The 15,303-nt window shown below is 55.0% G+C and carries 12 protein-coding genes and 1 pseudogene; 10 read left to right on the top strand and 3 right to left on the bottom strand.

The genetic code is table 11. The features are described from left to right. Positions 1–56: 56 nt before the first annotated feature. Together ACYVC2_RS03880 and ACYVC2_RS03875 are read right to left on the bottom strand one after the other, a co-directional pair. Positions 57–518: a VOC family protein gene (locus ACYVC2_RS03880; RefSeq protein ID WP_461100973.1), complete on the bottom strand. Its 462-nt coding sequence runs from the start codon at positions 516–518 to the stop codon at positions 57–59. A gap of 120 nt (positions 519–638) precedes the next feature. Further along, complete coding sequence (locus ACYVC2_RS03875) at positions 639–2,195, bottom strand: hypothetical protein (RefSeq protein WP_461100972.1); 1,557 nt, start codon at positions 2,193–2,195, stop codon at positions 639–641. A 299-nt stretch (positions 2,196–2,494) separates the two neighbouring features. Between ACYVC2_RS03875 and ACYVC2_RS03870 the strand changes: the two genes are divergently transcribed. The 5 genes and pseudogenes from ACYVC2_RS03870 to ACYVC2_RS03850 all read left to right on the top strand — a co-directional run bounded on the left by ACYVC2_RS03870 (position 2,495) and on the right by ACYVC2_RS03850 (position 6,558). Continuing rightward, positions 2,495–3,331, top strand: coding sequence for a 3-keto-disaccharide hydrolase (locus ACYVC2_RS03870; protein WP_461100971.1), 837 nt, complete (start codon positions 2,495–2,497; stop codon positions 3,329–3,331). A 24-nt stretch (positions 3,332–3,355) separates the two neighbouring features. Continuing rightward, positions 3,356–4,122, top strand: a pseudogene (locus ACYVC2_RS03865) (apiosidase-like domain-containing protein). Between the two features lie 61 nt (positions 4,123–4,183). Further along, positions 4,184–4,489, top strand: a complete 306-nt coding sequence (locus tag ACYVC2_RS03860) for an apiosidase-like domain-containing protein (protein WP_461100970.1) — start codon at positions 4,184–4,186, stop codon at positions 4,487–4,489. A 43-nt stretch (positions 4,490–4,532) separates the two neighbouring features. After that, positions 4,533–4,679, top strand: coding sequence for a putative collagen-binding domain-containing protein (locus tag ACYVC2_RS03855; RefSeq protein WP_461101336.1), 147 nt, complete (start codon positions 4,533–4,535; stop codon positions 4,677–4,679). A 58-nt stretch (positions 4,680–4,737) separates the two neighbouring features. Continuing rightward, the gene (locus ACYVC2_RS03850) at positions 4,738–6,558 is read left to right on the top strand and encodes a M61 family metallopeptidase (protein ID WP_461100969.1); all 1,821 of its coding nucleotides are present in this window, start codon (positions 4,738–4,740) and stop codon (positions 6,556–6,558) included. 73 nt (positions 6,559–6,631) lie between these two features. Here the strand turns inward: ACYVC2_RS03850 and ACYVC2_RS03845 are convergent, their stop codons facing one another. Beyond that, a complete protein-coding gene (locus tag ACYVC2_RS03845) occupies positions 6,632–7,474 on the bottom strand; it encodes an SDR family oxidoreductase (RefSeq protein WP_461100968.1) in 843 nt (280 codons plus the stop codon). A gap of 103 nt (positions 7,475–7,577) precedes the next feature. Between ACYVC2_RS03845 and ACYVC2_RS03840 the strand changes: the two genes are divergently transcribed. The 5 genes from ACYVC2_RS03840 (at position 7,578) to ACYVC2_RS03820 (ending at position 15,184) form a co-directional block, all read left to right on the top strand. Beyond that, the gene (locus tag ACYVC2_RS03840; protein ID WP_461100967.1) at positions 7,578–8,027 is read left to right on the top strand and encodes a winged helix-turn-helix transcriptional regulator; all 450 of its coding nucleotides are present in this window, start codon (positions 7,578–7,580) and stop codon (positions 8,025–8,027) included. A 238-nt stretch (positions 8,028–8,265) separates the two neighbouring features. After that, positions 8,266–9,267, top strand: a complete 1,002-nt coding sequence (locus ACYVC2_RS03835) for a cation diffusion facilitator family transporter (protein ID WP_461100966.1) — start codon at positions 8,266–8,268, stop codon at positions 9,265–9,267. Between the two features lie 57 nt (positions 9,268–9,324). Then, the gene (locus tag ACYVC2_RS03830) at positions 9,325–10,500 is read left to right on the top strand and encodes a beta-alanine-activating enzyme beta-propeller domain-containing protein (protein ID WP_461100965.1); all 1,176 of its coding nucleotides are present in this window, start codon (positions 9,325–9,327) and stop codon (positions 10,498–10,500) included. A gap of 15 nt (positions 10,501–10,515) precedes the next feature. Continuing rightward, positions 10,516–11,724 carry a DUF4249 domain-containing protein gene (locus ACYVC2_RS03825; RefSeq protein ID WP_461100964.1) on the top strand — a complete coding sequence of 403 codons (1,209 nt, stop codon included), beginning with the start codon at positions 10,516–10,518 and terminating at the stop codon, positions 11,722–11,724. A 100-nt stretch (positions 11,725–11,824) separates the two neighbouring features. Then, positions 11,825–15,184 (top strand): carboxypeptidase-like regulatory domain-containing protein, encoded by a 3,360-nt coding sequence (locus ACYVC2_RS03820; RefSeq protein ID WP_461100963.1) that lies wholly within the window; start codon positions 11,825–11,827, stop codon positions 15,182–15,184. The last annotated feature ends 119 nt before the right edge of the window (positions 15,185–15,303 follow it).

Here is a 15,303-nt window from a genome sequence, read left to right as displayed (position 1 = left end):
AGCCAGGCAACAACCCGACGCCGTTGCTCAATCAATGACTACAAATGGCGATAAAACTATGCCTGCTCCAGCGCCCTGATATCGAACTTATTCATTTGCATCATGGCCTCCATGACCCGCCGGGCTTTCCCGGGGTCTTTGTCGCCCAGTAACCGGCCTAATGCTGTTGGTACGATTTGCCACGATACGCCGAATTTGTCTTTCAGCCAGCCGCACCGGCCGGGTTCGCCACCAGCCGACAGCTTTTCCCAGAACATATCGACTTCTTCCTGCGTCTCACAGCTAACGAACAGTGAAATACCTTCCGCGAACCGGAAATGAGGCCCCCCGTTCAGTGCCATGAATTCCTGTCCATCCAGTTCGAACGTAACCGATATGACGGGGCTCGCCGAGGCAGGACCCGCATCACCATAGCGGCTGATGCGGTTGATTTTCGAGTGTTTAAAGATCGACGTGTACAGATTCGCGGCTTCTTCGGCCTGGTTATCGAACGTCAGGAACGTGGTGATTTTTTGCATGTCGTTTACCGTTTCTAATTGATGGCAAGGCAAAACTACACCCGATTCTGGCAGCATCGGGTGGGTAAATCCGGCAAAAACAGGGGCCGATACCGACAAGCGTAGGGAGTCCCTAAGATATCAATTATCGTTCGTTACTACGTTGCTGCGCTGGTGCTCCTCAAACACCGAAAACACCGGGAAGGTAATTTCACCATCAACTAAACCACCCGGCCCGTGCGACTGATAGTAAGTGATCGAAGCTACACCCGCATCGGTCAGTGCATTCAGGCTTCGCCGAGTCCAGTCGGCCCCGAACTCGGTTGTCTGGCGTGGATCGGCCTGGACGGTCAGGCGTTCGGTAGCGGTACCGGCCACGGTTATGAAGCGCGGGCGCAGGGTGACGGGGGAAATATGCACCGGCTTGTTCCCGCTAATGTGTTGCGCCGTTCGGACGGTCTCGACCTGGCCAGCAATGTTTTCCAGCAGCGTCAGGTCGTCGACGGCGTGCACCTGCGGGTTAATCGAATAGGTAATGAAATCGACCTGCTCAAAATCGAACGGGTTGCGGTTCAGTTCCGCAAAATTGTCATCGGTTCCCCCACCAATGGCCACCGTCGGCCAATCGGTACGCAGAACGGGCACAAGCTGCTGAAGCAGCGCGTCGGACGTGGTGAGCGTAGCCGCTTCATAGAGGATCACGGAGCGTACTGCCACCGCGCTGTCCCGCAGAAAATTCTGTAGCGTACTTAATTCCACAATCGGCTCCTTCCCAAAAAAAACGGCCAGTTCGAGCGGAATGCTCAGTTGCTCGGCATCGGCAATGGCGTTTGTTAGCAGCATTTGCCAGTCGGGCAGGCTGAAAAACACGTCAGCGCGCAGGTGTGCCAGGTTCAGCGGCCTCAGCAAAGCCGCTTCGGCATCGGTCAGCGGTGGCCCGTCGGTCCGCTGCCCGACTCCAATCAGCGGCCGGGCCGATCTGGTTTTGCCTGGGCCGATACGTTCTGGCATATTTACCAGCGCTTCCGCAGCCGGGTCGGTAATGGTTTGATCGGCAATGCGAAAATCAACACGCTGGCGAAACTCATCGCCCGGCGAAACGGCTACGGGCTTGGGCAGGTTATTCGGCGTCGAATAGGTTTTAAACGATGCGTCGGTCCAGTTGCGCTGGTCTTCCGTTTCGAAAATATCCCCCGAAAAATCGAGTTGCCAGGTCAGGCCGGACGCCGGTCGCCAGCGCATCGACTGCAGGTTCAGAAACGGCTGATGCGGGTTGATGTACACCGGAAACTGGCTACTGGTTAGCTGGCCGTCGGGCGAAATCAACTCTGCCGGTTGTCCCAGAACACCTTCCAGCGGGTGCAGCACGCACAGGCCAATCCGGTTTTTCTGAAACGCATTCAGGGCTTTCCCGTAAAAATCGACCGTTATCGTCCCCGCCGAATTTCCCAGGATCGTCACCTGTCCGGCCATCTGAATCCCCAGGTCGTCGGTCGCCCAGTTGTAGTGAACCCGGAACGAATCCGGGTGTTGTTCTATGGTTTCATCGGTGAGCGTAATACGGGCCGTAAGCCAATTATGATCGCGGATGGCAAAGTAAATCATGCGCAGGATTTCGTTCTCGCCGTGAGAAAAGTACCGCAGGAAACCGTTTTCGTAGCGAACCCGCACGGGGCCAGCCTGTAAGAAATGGGGCATATTGTTATACGTGGCTAAGGTCGTTGTGCTAGCGCCATGGGAGCAGGACAGGCATCTGACCGATCAATGCGTTACGGGTATCCAACCGACGTAGCGGGGGTAAATTTCAGCTTTTCTGCCTTAATTCAATGCCATTCGCCAGTTCATCGACTCTATTTTTTCAGCATTCTGCGATTTTAGCGCGACCGACTGACCAGCAATTAAAAAGCGTTGTCGACATCGCTCTTATCACGTATGGATGGGTATTAACGGCGCTTATCCGGCTTTGTCTTACGCAACTCAACCGATACCTACGCTCGATGAAGCTATTTTTCCTGACCCTTTGGCTGGCCATCGTTTCAGAGGCTTTTCTGACTGAGCCCTCCGGCTCGAAAGCCGCTGCCTGGCAGTCGCTCTTCAACGGCAAAAACCTGGCAGGCTGGGAAACGTACCTCGACCGCCCGAACCAGGCGGATAAGCAGGAAGCCCCGATTGGCCTGAACAAAGACCCGAAGCATGTCTTTTCGGTCGTAACGGAGGATGGCAAACCGGCCCTGCGGATTTCGGGTGAAACGTTCGGTGGTATCAACACGCTGGCCGACTTTGAGAATTATCAGCTACGGCTGGAATTTAAATGGGGCAAGCAAAAATGGCCACCGAAGCTCGACCAGCCCCGCGACAGCGGTTTGCTCTACCACAGTGTAGGAGCGCACGGCACATCCATGCTCTGGATGGAATCGTTCGAGTACCAGATTCAGGAAGGCGATACGGGCGACTATTGGGGTGTCATGAATGTACTGGCCGACATTCCGGCGCGCCAGAACGAAAAAGGCAAGTACGTGTACCAGGCCGACAGCCAACTCCTTACGTTTCAGGACAAAACGCCCGTTGGTCGGTCCTGTCTGAAAAGCCTGGATAATGAATTACCATCGGGTCAGTGGAATACGCTGGATTTGTACTGTTTCGGCGACACCTGCCTGCACGTCCTGAACGGAAAGGTCAATATGATGCTGACTCACACGCGCCATCTGGTCAACGGGCAGGCGGAACCACTCACCAGGGGAAAAATCCAGATCCAGTCGGAAGGAGCCGAGGTGTTTTACCGTAACATTCAGGTTCGAAAAATCAGTCAGTTGCCCGCCGAACTGCTTCGATAACTCTCCTCACCCATTCATAACCAGATGTCTCTTCTGATGAAGATGAAGACATATACGCTTACGGCCAATTCACAAAGGCCTGTTACCAGAAGACCGTATTTTTTATTCCTGCCCGTCTGCCTGCCGGTACTGATGCTGGCGCAGCAACCGTTTGCTCACGGGCGGCTAAAAGTTTCCGACAACAAACGATACCTGGTGCACCAGGATGGGACACCGTTTTTCTGGCTGGGCGATACGACCTGGGAGCTGTTCCACCGGCTCACCCGCGAAGAAGCCGACCAGTACCTCAAACGCCGAGCCGAGCAGGGCTATACAGTGGTGCAGGCCGTTGCGCTGGCCGAGTTCGACGGACTCAAAGAACCCAACCCCTACGGCGACACGCCCCTCCTGAATGATAACCCTACCACGCCTAACGATGCCTATTTCAGGCACGTCGACTACATCGTCGACAAAGCGGCTCAGTACGGGATTGTGATTGCGTTTCTGCCGACCTGGGGGATAAAGTATTTAAAAGCACCTGGGGCCAGGGGCCGGAAATTTTCAACCCGGACAATACGAAGACGTACGGCCAGTACGTCGGCAACCGCTACAAAAACCTCGAGAACATCGTCTGGATTCTGGGTGGCGACCGAAATCCGCGCGACGGGTCGACGGACCTGGCAATCTGGCGGGCCATGGCACAGGGCATTCAGGAAGGCTTAGGTGGAGCCGCGAAAGCGCTGCTGTCGTATCATCCGCAGCCCAATGGCCGGGACGGGGGCGCTTCCAAATGGTTTCAGGACGACGACTGATTCGACTTCAATATGCACCAGAACGGGCACTGCCGGTTTACGACCATGTACCAACATCGCCGTGTCGTATAACCGGCAGCCAGCCAGGCCCACGATAGATGCCGAGCTGATTTACGAAGACCATCCGGTTTGTTTCAACGCGAAGGACCTGGGCACATCCAATGCCTACGACGTGCGGCTGTATGACTACCTGGACCTGTTTGCGGGCGCGCACGGACATACTTACGGCTGTTATGACATCTGGCAGATGTACAGCACCAAACGGCCGTCGGTCAATGGGCCACACATATACTGGCAGGAAGCGCTCGACCTGCCCAGTGCCAATCAGATGACCCACGTAAAGCACCTGAGACGTCCCGCCCCCTGACGGTTAATCCGGGAAAGATTTCAGGCCAGTCAGTCAAAGCAACCTGGTTCGACCCACGCACGGCAAAACCCAGTCGGCGGGTACGTTCACGAATCAGAAACCGCAGCAATTTACGCCACCGTCGCAGGGATATGGCCAGGATTGGGTGCTGGTGCTGGACGACCCAGCCAAAAACCACCCGGCCCTGTAAACGATTCCGGCGGATGGGCCATTGGCGTCGCGTGGAATATCTTCTTACCTTCGCCGGTATGAAAATCGCTGGTCTACTCCTCTTTTCCGGTTTACTGATTCAGGCCGGTTATGCCCAAACGATCCGGTACGACGTTTCTTTCCCGAACGCCACTCACCACGAAGCCCAGATCAGCCTGACGGTATCGCAACTGCCGAAACAAACGGCCACCTTCCGCATGAGCCGCTCCTCGCCGGGTCGGTACGCGACCCACGAGTTCGGCAAGAACGTCTATAACGTGCAGGCTGTCAACGAGCAGAACCAGCCCCTGACGGTCGTTCGGACGGAAGGCGACGTGTACACCGTTCCGACGCACAAGGGTACCGTAACGATCCGCTATACGCTCTTCGGAAACTACCCCGATGGTACCTACATGGGTATCGATCCGGAGAGCATTCACCTGAATATGCCCGCTACGTTCATGTGGGTCAAAGGCTTCGATCAGCGGCCCATCGAGGTAAAATTCAACCTGCCGAGTGAAAACATGGGGGTGGTAGCCACGCAGCTGGTGCCGACCGCCGATCGGTTTACGTTTACCGCGCCCGGCCTGCAGTACTTCATGGATTCGCCCACCAAAATTGGCAAGCTGGCCATAAAGGAATGGAAGCGCACCAATACCGACAACAAGCCGATTACGTTCCGGGTGGCACTCGAAGCCGCCATAGCCGATTCGACCGCCGACTCATTCGCGAAGAAAATAGCCCGGATTGTCGATCAGGCGGGCGCAGTCTACGGCGAATTTCCAACCTACGACTTCGGCACGTATACGTTTCTGGCGAACCTGAATCCGTACGTACGGGGCGACGGCATGGAACATCGCAACTCGACCATGATTGCCGTACCGATTGCCTTTACGGGGCCGGAGCACGTGCTGGGCGTGTTTGCGCACGAGTTTTTTCACTGCTGGAACGTCGAACGCATCCGCCCCAAAACCCTTGAACCGTTCAATTTCGAGAAGAGCAACATGAGTTATGAACTCTGGTTTGCCGAAGGATTCACGCAGTATTACGGGGAGCTGCTGCTGGTACGGGCGGGCTTTACGCCGGTTGCCGAGTATACAAATACCCTGTCGGGTATCATCAATGCCAAACTGCACACGCCCGGCGGCACCTACTATTCGCCTATCGATGCGAGCTGCCATGCCGTTTTTGTCGATGCCGGGGTATCGGTCGACCGAACGAACTACGCCAATATGTTTACGTCGTATTATTTCTACGGAGCGGCTGTGGCCCTGGCGCTGGACCTCGAATTACGGCAGCGGAACCTGTCGCTCGATGCCTATATGCAGGCCGTCTGGAAACGCTTTGGCAAACCGGAACAGCCTTATACGATCGATGGTTTGCAGACCGTTCTGGCGGGTATGACGAGTTCAGACTTTGCTAAATCCTTCTTCAGCAAATACATCTACGGTCACGAAGCAATCGATTATGTTTCACTGCTAGCCAAGGCGGGCCTATCGCTGAAGAAAGCCCAGGAAGGAAAAGCCTGGATGGGGAATGTCCGGTATTCGGAAACCACAAACGGCCTGGTAGTCGGCTCCGGAACCGTACGCGACACACCCCTGTACAAAGCCGGTCTGGACATCGATGATGTGATTACGGCAGTAGATGGTCAGGCCACCACGACGACCCAGGCGCTCCAGACAGCGCTAGCCCAGCACAAACCCGGCGACGGAGTACAACTGGCCTATCTGCACCGGGGAGTCACCAAAACAGCAACGGTCACGCTGGCCGAAAATCCCGCGACGATGGTTCAACTGAATGAAAATTCGGGCTTGCCCGTCACCCCCGCCATGCAGCAGTTCCGCAATAACTGGCTGAATCCGAAAGCGGTTAAGTAACAGCAACAGACTGTATCCCGGACTTTAGTCCGGCTCTTTATTAGCCAGGCCCGACTAAAGTCCGGGATACAGTCTACTTCTGCAGAAAATCTGGCAGGCTGATCGGGGCATGCCCCAGCAGGGTTTCCAGCGTCGTATCCGGTACGTTAAAATCATCGTGCTTTACGGCTTCGGCCATACCTGAATACATCTTCACGAACGGCGCAGGCAGGTGTTTCGCTAGTTCCGCTTCATAGGCGCTCGTCGGGATATCGATGTATTCGACCGGATGGCCATCCTGACTGAGGGCGGCCACAATATCGTCGAACGACCAGGCAACCGGTGCGCCGATGTCATAAATTTTGTTTTCGTGCCCGTCGCTGGTGAGCGCGTTGGCCAGCGCTTCGGCAATATCGGTTCGGGAAACAAAGCTGACTTTCCCTGCTCCAGCCGGAAAATAAAGCTTACCCGACTGGGCCGCGTCGCCAATGATACCGGGTAGTACTTCCAGGTAAAGATTATTGCGGAAGATGGTGAAAGGAACTCCCGATTCGGTTAACAGCGCTTCGGTCCGAAAATGGTCGATGGCGGGCGTAAAGAGCGCTTCAGCCGATGGGTTAGGCGCACTGGTATAAAAAATTTGTTTCACCCCGGCTTCTTTAGCGGCATTGATAACGTTGGCGTGCTGACGAACGCGTTCCTCGCCGAGTTCGCTACTGGAAATCAACACGAGTTTATCAACGCCGGCCAGGCTCTCCACCAGTGATGCGGGATCGTTGTAATCGCCCGCGCGGACCTGTACGCCTTTGGCTGCCAGATCGCTCACTTTCTGGGGATCCCGGACCAGCGCAACCAGTGTTTCCGGGCTTGTCTTTGTCAATAAAAATTCGAGTGTGGCTTTTCCTAAATGGCCAGAGGCTCCGGTAATTGCAATCATCGTGTAAGCTGGTTATTAATGATTTGTTAGTTACTTTTGGTAACCCAAAGGTATTTAGTAAAGCAACCGCCCACAAGAAGGCATGTGGGTGTAAGTCAGGCACATGGACAGAACTATTGTTGACGATCAGCAGGATGACCTGCGAAAAAAATTGACAACTATTTTACAGAATACCGGAAATGCCATGTCTTCGTGTCCCATCCGGACTATTCTGGACCGGTTCAGCGACAAATGGACAACCTTATCGCTCTTTCACCTGGGCGATGCCGGAACACTGCGGTTCAATGAACTAAAAAAACGGATCGACGGCGTTTCGCAGCGTATGCTGACCGTTACTCTCCGAACGCTGGAGCGCGACGGACTTGTTAAGCGTCGGGTCTACGCCGAAATTCCGCCCCGCGTGGAGTACGAGTTAACGGAGCTGGGCCGTAGTTTACTGGGCCAGATGATCGAACTGGGTCAGTGGGCCAGCGACCACAGCGACCAGATCATCAAAGCCCGCGAACGCTACGCAGCCCGCGACCATAAGCTGGCCGATATGGCGTTGCAATAGGTTATTCGTTGGGCCTATTTTCTTACTATTGGTATGACCCCTTCGGGGTCACCTATTTATAGCAAAGTCAATGTTCTATAGATACGTGACCCTGAAGGGGTCATACCATTGTACTAAATTTCTTCCTGCTTACTTCCTTCAAGCTCACAGGCGGCAAACGCTTTCACTGGCCATCGGGGAAGAAATACGCGGTCAAATCACTACCTTTACGGCATTCAACGCTACTTCATCGGGCCGCATGAGTGCCAGTCAACAAACGAAATACCGCTGGATGGGCATCTCACTAGGGTTGAGTATTGCGCTGCTGGCACTGAAATTCACGGCTTATTTTCTAACCTACTCAACCGCGATTCTGTCGGATGCGGTCGAATCCATCGTCAACGTCATTGCCAGTGGGTTTGCCTTTTACAGCATCTACCTAGCCGGTCTCCCGCCCGACCAGAATCACCCTTACGGGCACGGCAAAATTGAATTTCTTTCATCGGGCTTCGAGGGAGCCATGATCTTGTCGGCAGGGCTGGTGATCATCTGGCAGGCCATCCTGAGCTTTTTTGAACCTAAAGTGCTCAGTCACCTCGACTGGGGTTTTGCGCTGATCGGCCTGACGGCGGCCGCAAACGCCTTCGTGGGCTGGCGGCTCGTTCGCTCGGGGCAGCAAACCGACTCCGCAGCGCTGACCGCCGACGGCAAACACCTGCTGACCGATACTTTCAGCAGTGTGGTAGTGATGATCGGCATAGCCCTTGTCTACCTGACCGGCAAACACTGGATCGACAGCACGCTCTCGGTTCTACTGGCGCTGGTGATTATTTACAACGGCTTTCAGATTGCCCGCCAGTCGGTAGCCCGGCTGATGGACGAAACCGACGTGCCGACGCTCCATCGGGTGGTCGGCATTCTGAACACGCGAAAAGACCGCAACTGGATCGACGTGCATAATCTCCGGGTACAGAAATACGGTGCCGATCTCCACATCGACTGCCACCTGACCCTACCATATTACTGGGGCCTCAATCAGGTGCACAGCGAGGTCCATCATTTTGAAGATACCCTGAAAGAAGGCTTTGCGGCTGAGGTCGAAATTTTTGTACATACCGACCCCTGTGAAAAAGCCTGCTGCCATTACTGCCGCGTGGCCAACTGCCCGGTGCGGGCTTCGGCCTTTATCCGCGACGTCGAGTGGACCGCCGAAAATCTCCCGCTCAATCAGAAGCATTTTGTGCCGTTAAGCGCTGGTTAACCGCTTATTTATCCACTTTTTATACTATCTTTTCCGCGGAAAGTACTTACTCTTCGTATGAAAGGTTGTTTCTATGAACTTCGGGTCGTTTGGGCCGCTATAAGTTTGCTGAGCTTATCGCTGGCAGGCTGCGACAGGCCGTCTACCATAGATACGACCCCGATAACCACTATCCCCCTGGCAGGCACCGTCACAACACCCCCTTCTGCTACGGTGACAGCTCCGCTGGTATATGCAGCCAGTTTCGATAATACCCTGTATGCGCTGGATACGACCACCGGCACCCGGCGCTGGACCTTCCGGGCCGACACCTCCATTCAGTCCAGCCCAATTGTGGCTTACGGCATGGTGTATGTGGGTAGCAACGACTACAATCTCTACGCCCTCGACGCTACGACGGGTCAGAAACGGTGGGCCTTCAAAACGGGTGGTATCATTTATTCCAGCCCTGCCGTAGCGAATGGGATTGTCTACGTAGGCAGCCAGGACGGCCGACTCTACGCCCTGGATGCCACCATCGGTAGCCTTCTCTGGGTCTTCACGGCCCCACTGGGGCTCTATTCCAGTCCGGCCGTTGCCAACGATATGGTGTATGTCGGCTGTCAGGATAACCAGGTGTATGCAGTGGAGGCCACTACGGGTCGGCTACGCTGGCGGTTCAGCACCCAATATTTCATTCTCTCCAGTCCAGCAATCGCTAATGGAACTTTATACATCGGCAGCCAGGATGCCAGCCTGTATGCGCTCGATGCGCTGACGGGTAAGCTGAAATGGCGTTTTCAGGCCGGAAGCGTAGTCGATTCGAGTCCAGTCGTGGCCAATGGACTGGTTTATGTGGGGAGCGCCGACACCAAACTGTATGCGCTGGAGGAGTCATCCGGAAAGGCCCGGTGGTCGTTCCAGACCAATGGAGTTGTGTACGGAAGCCCGGTGGTCGCTGGTGGGGTCGTTTATTTCGGCAGTCGCGACCATGCCCTCTATGCGCTCGATGCGCTGACGGGTAAGCAGCGCTGGCGATTCAATACAGACTTCGACATTTATTCGACGCCGGTGGTTACGGCCGGAACGGTATATATCGGCAGCAACGACACAAATATTTACGCTGTCGACGCGGCTACGGGCCGAAAACGCTGGAGTTTCGCCACGGGCGACGTGGTAGTATCCAGCCCCGTCGTGGCCCAGCGAAACGTCATAACCGGAAGCTACCCGACCATCAGTGGTGGAAGAAAGTAAGCCTTATATCGATTTATGCGCATATCTCTCACGTCCCGGATTAGTCACTATGTCGCGCTGCTCGGACTGCTGGTCGGGTTTCACCAATGCATCGATGCCTACGATCCCAGCCTTACCCTCAATGCTAACTTAGTCGTTGTCAGCGGCATCATCACCGACCTCAACGAAGTTCAGACGGTTAGCCTCAGCCGGTCGCGGTCTTCTGCCGATAGCGCCAATGTGAGTATTCCTATTCAGCATGCCAGCGTCTCCGTCGTGGTCAACGGAACTACTCCAGTATCGTTACTCGAAACCCAGCCGGGGGTTTACAGCTGTCCGGCCGATTTTCGGGGCCAGGTGGGCAACACCTATCAGCTTCGCTTCCAGACCCAGGAAGGCGTCCGGTATGAATCGTCGGTCGAAACGATGGCGTCGGTGCCTCCTCTCACAAAAATATACGATCAGTTCAACCCGCAGGGGCCGAAGAAAACAGCCGACGGCACCAGTGTACCGGCCAATGATATTTACATCGACTTTCAGGACCCGGCCGGCGAACGGAATTTTTACCTGTGGCGGTGGCGGCTGTACGAACAGCAACTCTGGTGTGCTACCTGCCAGCAGGGACGATATGTTATCGTCGACGTGGGTCCGGTGGGAGCCGGGCCGATCGATGTGCTGGGCTGCGTGCGTGACACAACTCTGAGTTCGACACTATTGCTCGATTATCCATGCCGCAGCCTTTGCTGGGACATCTTCTACAACACCGACGTCAACGTTTTTTCGGATATATACACCAACGGGCAAGTGCAGACCGGCCACAAAGTCGCCAGTATCCCGATCTACCAGCGCGATCCGGCCCTGATCGTGGTGGAGCAGTTGTCGTTGTCGGCCAATGCTTACCGGTACTATAAACTGTTTGCCGACCAGGTTCAGAACACCGGCACGCTGGCCGATTCTCCCCCTGCCCCGATCTCCGGCAATGTAAAAAATACGGCCAACAACTCAGAGAATGTAGTGGGGTATTTCTCAGCTGCATCGGTAGCCGCGAGCAGCCACAAGATCAACCGACAGGATGTAACTACGGGCATTTTCCAGGGATTGTTTTACGCCATTAATGGCCGGTATCCGCGGCTGGAATCGTCTTTACCGGGTAATCCCAGCCCGTTCGGAACCAGTTCGGCCTCGTCGGTCTGCATTCCAAGCCGCACCCGAACCGATCAGTTGCCGCCGGGCTGGAATCGCTAGAAAGGTATCGATACGCAGCGGCCAGTTTACCCGAAAACCTATTCAGAGCTGGACGAACCGAACCATTGCCATACCCGTACTCTTTTTCCTACTCCACGAAATGAGCCGATTTCTTTTTTTACTTTTTTTGGGGTTGATTCCCTGTCGGTTCGTCTGCGGCCAGACGGTCATTCCACTCTACGCGGACCAGGCTCCGGGTTCCGAAAACTGGACCTGGAAAGCGATCGTCCGCACCGATAGCCTGACCCATAAGCGCGTTCTTTCAAACGTTACAACCCCAACCATAACGGTTTTTTTGCCCGACGTGGCGCTTGGCACTGCCGTCATTATCTGTCCGGGGGGAAACGGCCGTACGCTTCTGCTGGATACCGACGGAACCGATATCGCCAGCCAGTTTACCCGCAGAGGCATAGCCGCTTTTGTCCTGACGTACAGGCTGGTTCATAGCCTGGAATCGTCTAATTTAACCAGTCAGTCCGATACCAGCCGAACGGATTTATCAGCGGTTCTTCCAATGGCTACGGCCGATGGCATGAAGGCCATCGACTACGTTCGGCAACATGCTTCCGAGTTCCGTATTCGCCCCGATCGAATTGGCCTGCTGGGTTTTTCGACGGGAGGAGCTATGGTCTTACGGATTGGTCAACAGTATTCCGCAGCCTACCGACCCGATTTTCTGATGTCCATCTACCCGCATCTGGAATCAGCGCTCACCAACGACGTACCTGCAGACGCCCCGCCGGTTTTTGGGTACACGACCACCGGTGACTCCTCCGCCATTCGGTTGGCCCGTTTATGCACCAACTGGTTAGCCGCCGGTAGGTCGGCGGAACTGCACCTGCATGCGAAACCAAAGCCAGCCATCGTCACGCAATCAGATCCGACTCCCGTCTGGATGGCTTCCCTGAGCGCCTGGCTGGACGCTCAGGGCTATTTGACCAAATTTTCTTCAGAGCTAGTGAATCGGTTGACCGCCAGGGCTGGTTCGGACGCGGGCAGTCTCCGGCCGGCTCTCGGAACAACAGATCAGAAGTCGAAGGAAGATGCAGCTTTTCGCAGGCCGACGCCCGCAGATTCGCCAAAAACCGACGCTATCCGCATCCGGAAGGCCCCCCTGATCCGTTCCGGGCTCATGCTGCACCTGAGTGGTACGGTGCGCGATTCAGCCACGGGACGACCCCTGGCCGGGGTTACGATCGTGATCGACTACCGGAAAAATATAACCGGAACGAGTACCGATGAACAGGGCCATTATGAAATCAATTTACCATCCGGCGACCATATCCTGATAGCCCGACTGGTTGGCTATACGCCCGTCCGAAAAGCATTCAGGCTCACCGAAGACCTGGTCGTAAACGTAAAGATGATTACGGTCGAAAGCCAGCTAGAAGAAGTGGTGGTCACGACCAAAGGGTTCGATCAGACGGTACGGCAGCCGCTGCTGGGCGTCAATCAGTTGAATGTAACCGCCTTGAAAAAGCTTCCTGCGGTGCTGGGTGAGGTCGATCTGTTGCGTGGGTTACAGATGTTGCCCGGTGTGTCGAGTGTGGGGGAAGCCAGCAACGGGGTCAACATTCGCGGGGGGACTACCGATCAGAATCTGATTCTCCTCGACGATACGCCGATCTTCAACCCAACGCATATGTTCGGCCTGTTCTCGGTGTTTCCACCCGATGTACTGAGCACCGTCGATCTCTACAAAGGCAACGTACCAGCCCGGTTCGGCGGACGGGCGGCCTCCGTGCTGGATGTATCGCTTCGCAACCCAAACCTGGATCAGTTCAATTTATCGGGGGGAGTAAGCATCGTGTCGAACAAGCTGACGGCCGATATTCCCATCGTGAAAGGCAAGTTCGGTATTGTCATTTCCGGACGGGGAGCCTTCAACGATTTTCTATTGCCCATCGTGTCTGACCGGCTGGCGAATATCCGGGCCAAATTTGGCGACCTTGTGCTGAAGACATTCTGGCGAATCGACAACCGCAATACACTGACCGTTACGGGCTACGCCAGCAAAGATTTGTTCCAAACCGATTTGCTGGCCAACTTACCCAACGTAAACGGCATCAGCACCCGGTATGATCACCAGACCGTCAATGTCATGGCTCGCTGGTTCCGTACCCTATCTTCCCGACTGACGATGCAAACGACGGGCGTGTACGTCCACTACGTTCCGCAGATTCTGTCATCGGAATTGAGCGGTAACCTGGTCACCCTGCGGTCGTCGGTCCTGCAGCGACAGATCAAGTCCAATTTGAACTACCAGTTAACCAATCAGAAGCTGGAGCTTGGGCTGACCGGTACGCACTACCGCATCGAGCCCGGTTCGTTGCTGCCGGGCCACAGCGACAGCGTCAATCCCGTAACGACACCCACCGAAAACGCACTCGAACTAGCTTTGCACGCCGACTACGAACGCAGCCTGGGCGATCGGCTGGCGGTTTCGGTCGGGCTACGGTATTCGCAATTCTTGTCGATGGGTCCGGCGCTGGTCCGGCACTATGCGCCCGGCGAAACCCGCGACGATTTCTCGGTAACGGATTCAGTACGGTATGGGAGCGGCCAGATTGTCCGGCAGTACGGAGGGCCTGAGCCCCGGCTGGGCATCCGCTATACGCTCGGTCCGAACTCGTCGCTCAAGTTTGGCTACAACCTGATGCGGCAGTATCTGCAGGTCGTAACCAACACGACCACGCCGTTGCCCACCTCGCGCTGGAAGACCTCCGACGCGACCATACGGCCCCAGGTCAGTCAGTTACTGACGGCGGGTTATTTTCTGAATTTCAAAGAAAACATTTACGAGCTGACCCTCGAAGGCTACTGGCGATCGACCGAGCATATCATCGATTATCGGCCCGGCGCCGATTTTCTGCTCCAGCCCTACCCCGAGACGCAGTTGCTCCAGGGCCGCAGCAAAGCGTATGGTATTGAAACGATGATTTCCAAGAAAAAAGGCGAGCTGACCGGCTGGATAAATTATACCTACGCCCGAACGCTCAATCAGGTTTATGAAGGACCCACCATTGAACAGAGCGTCAATAATGGAGCCTGGTATCGGGCCAATTATGACCGCCCGCATACGCTCAATGCCAGCATGACCATCGATGTTGACCGGCATAATAGTTTTGGGCTCACGTTTGCCTACAGCACTGGTCGCCCCTACTCAGCCCCCACGGGTTACGTAACTATCGACGGCAGTCAGTATCCTTACTATGGCCAGCGGAATAACGAGCGGTTACCCGACTACCATCGACTCGATTTTACGTGGAATATTTACAATCCGAGTATGCATCATCGGCGCTGGGAGGGGCGCTGGGCCTTTACCATCTATAATCTCTACGGCCATAAAAACGCTTATTCGATTTTCTTTAAAACCGAGGCCGGAAAAACCAATGCCTATAAGCTGCAGATTTTTGCGAGCCCGATTGCCTCGCTGGCTTATAACTTTGTTTTTAAATAAACATTTATCAGTGCACTGGACAAGTCTAATTCAGCCACAATCTTTTTAGTAAAATAGTTGTATTAATTCTTTTTATTTACCAATTTTGGTGCGTTATTACCAAGGCAGAGTAGCAAGCA

It is taken from the genome of Spirosoma koreense (genome assembly GCF_054777875.1).
Note: the sequence above shows the minus strand (reverse complement) of the source record. Positions and strands in the feature narration are given on the sequence as shown.

Bases quoted from the DNA above. Each gene is read 5' to 3' on its own strand.
- ACYVC2_RS03880 (WP_461100973.1), bottom strand. From the start codon at position 518: ATGCAAAAAATCACCACGTTCCTGACGTTCGATAACCAGGCCGAAGAA.
- ACYVC2_RS03875 (WP_461100972.1), bottom strand. From the start codon at position 2,195: ATGCCCCATTTCTTACAGGCTGGCCCCGTGCGGGTTCGCTACGAAAAC.
- ACYVC2_RS03840 (WP_461100967.1), top strand. From the start codon at position 7,578: ATGGACAGAACTATTGTTGACGATCAGCAGGATGACCTGCGAAAAAAA.
- ACYVC2_RS03825 (WP_461100964.1), top strand. From the start codon at position 10,516: ATGCGCATATCTCTCACGTCCCGGATTAGTCACTATGTCGCGCTGCTC.
- ACYVC2_RS03870 (WP_461100971.1), top strand. From the start codon at position 2,495: ATGAAGCTATTTTTCCTGACCCTTTGGCTGGCCATCGTTTCAGAGGCT.
- ACYVC2_RS03850 (WP_461100969.1), top strand. From the start codon at position 4,738: ATGAAAATCGCTGGTCTACTCCTCTTTTCCGGTTTACTGATTCAGGCC.
- ACYVC2_RS03830 (WP_461100965.1), top strand. From the start codon at position 9,325: ATGAAAGGTTGTTTCTATGAACTTCGGGTCGTTTGGGCCGCTATAAGT.
- ACYVC2_RS03835 (WP_461100966.1), top strand. From the start codon at position 8,266: ATGAGTGCCAGTCAACAAACGAAATACCGCTGGATGGGCATCTCACTA.
- ACYVC2_RS03820 (WP_461100963.1), top strand. From the start codon at position 11,825: ATGAGCCGATTTCTTTTTTTACTTTTTTTGGGGTTGATTCCCTGTCGG.
- ACYVC2_RS03845 (WP_461100968.1), bottom strand. From the start codon at position 7,474: ATGATTGCAATTACCGGAGCCTCTGGCCATTTAGGAAAAGCCACACTC.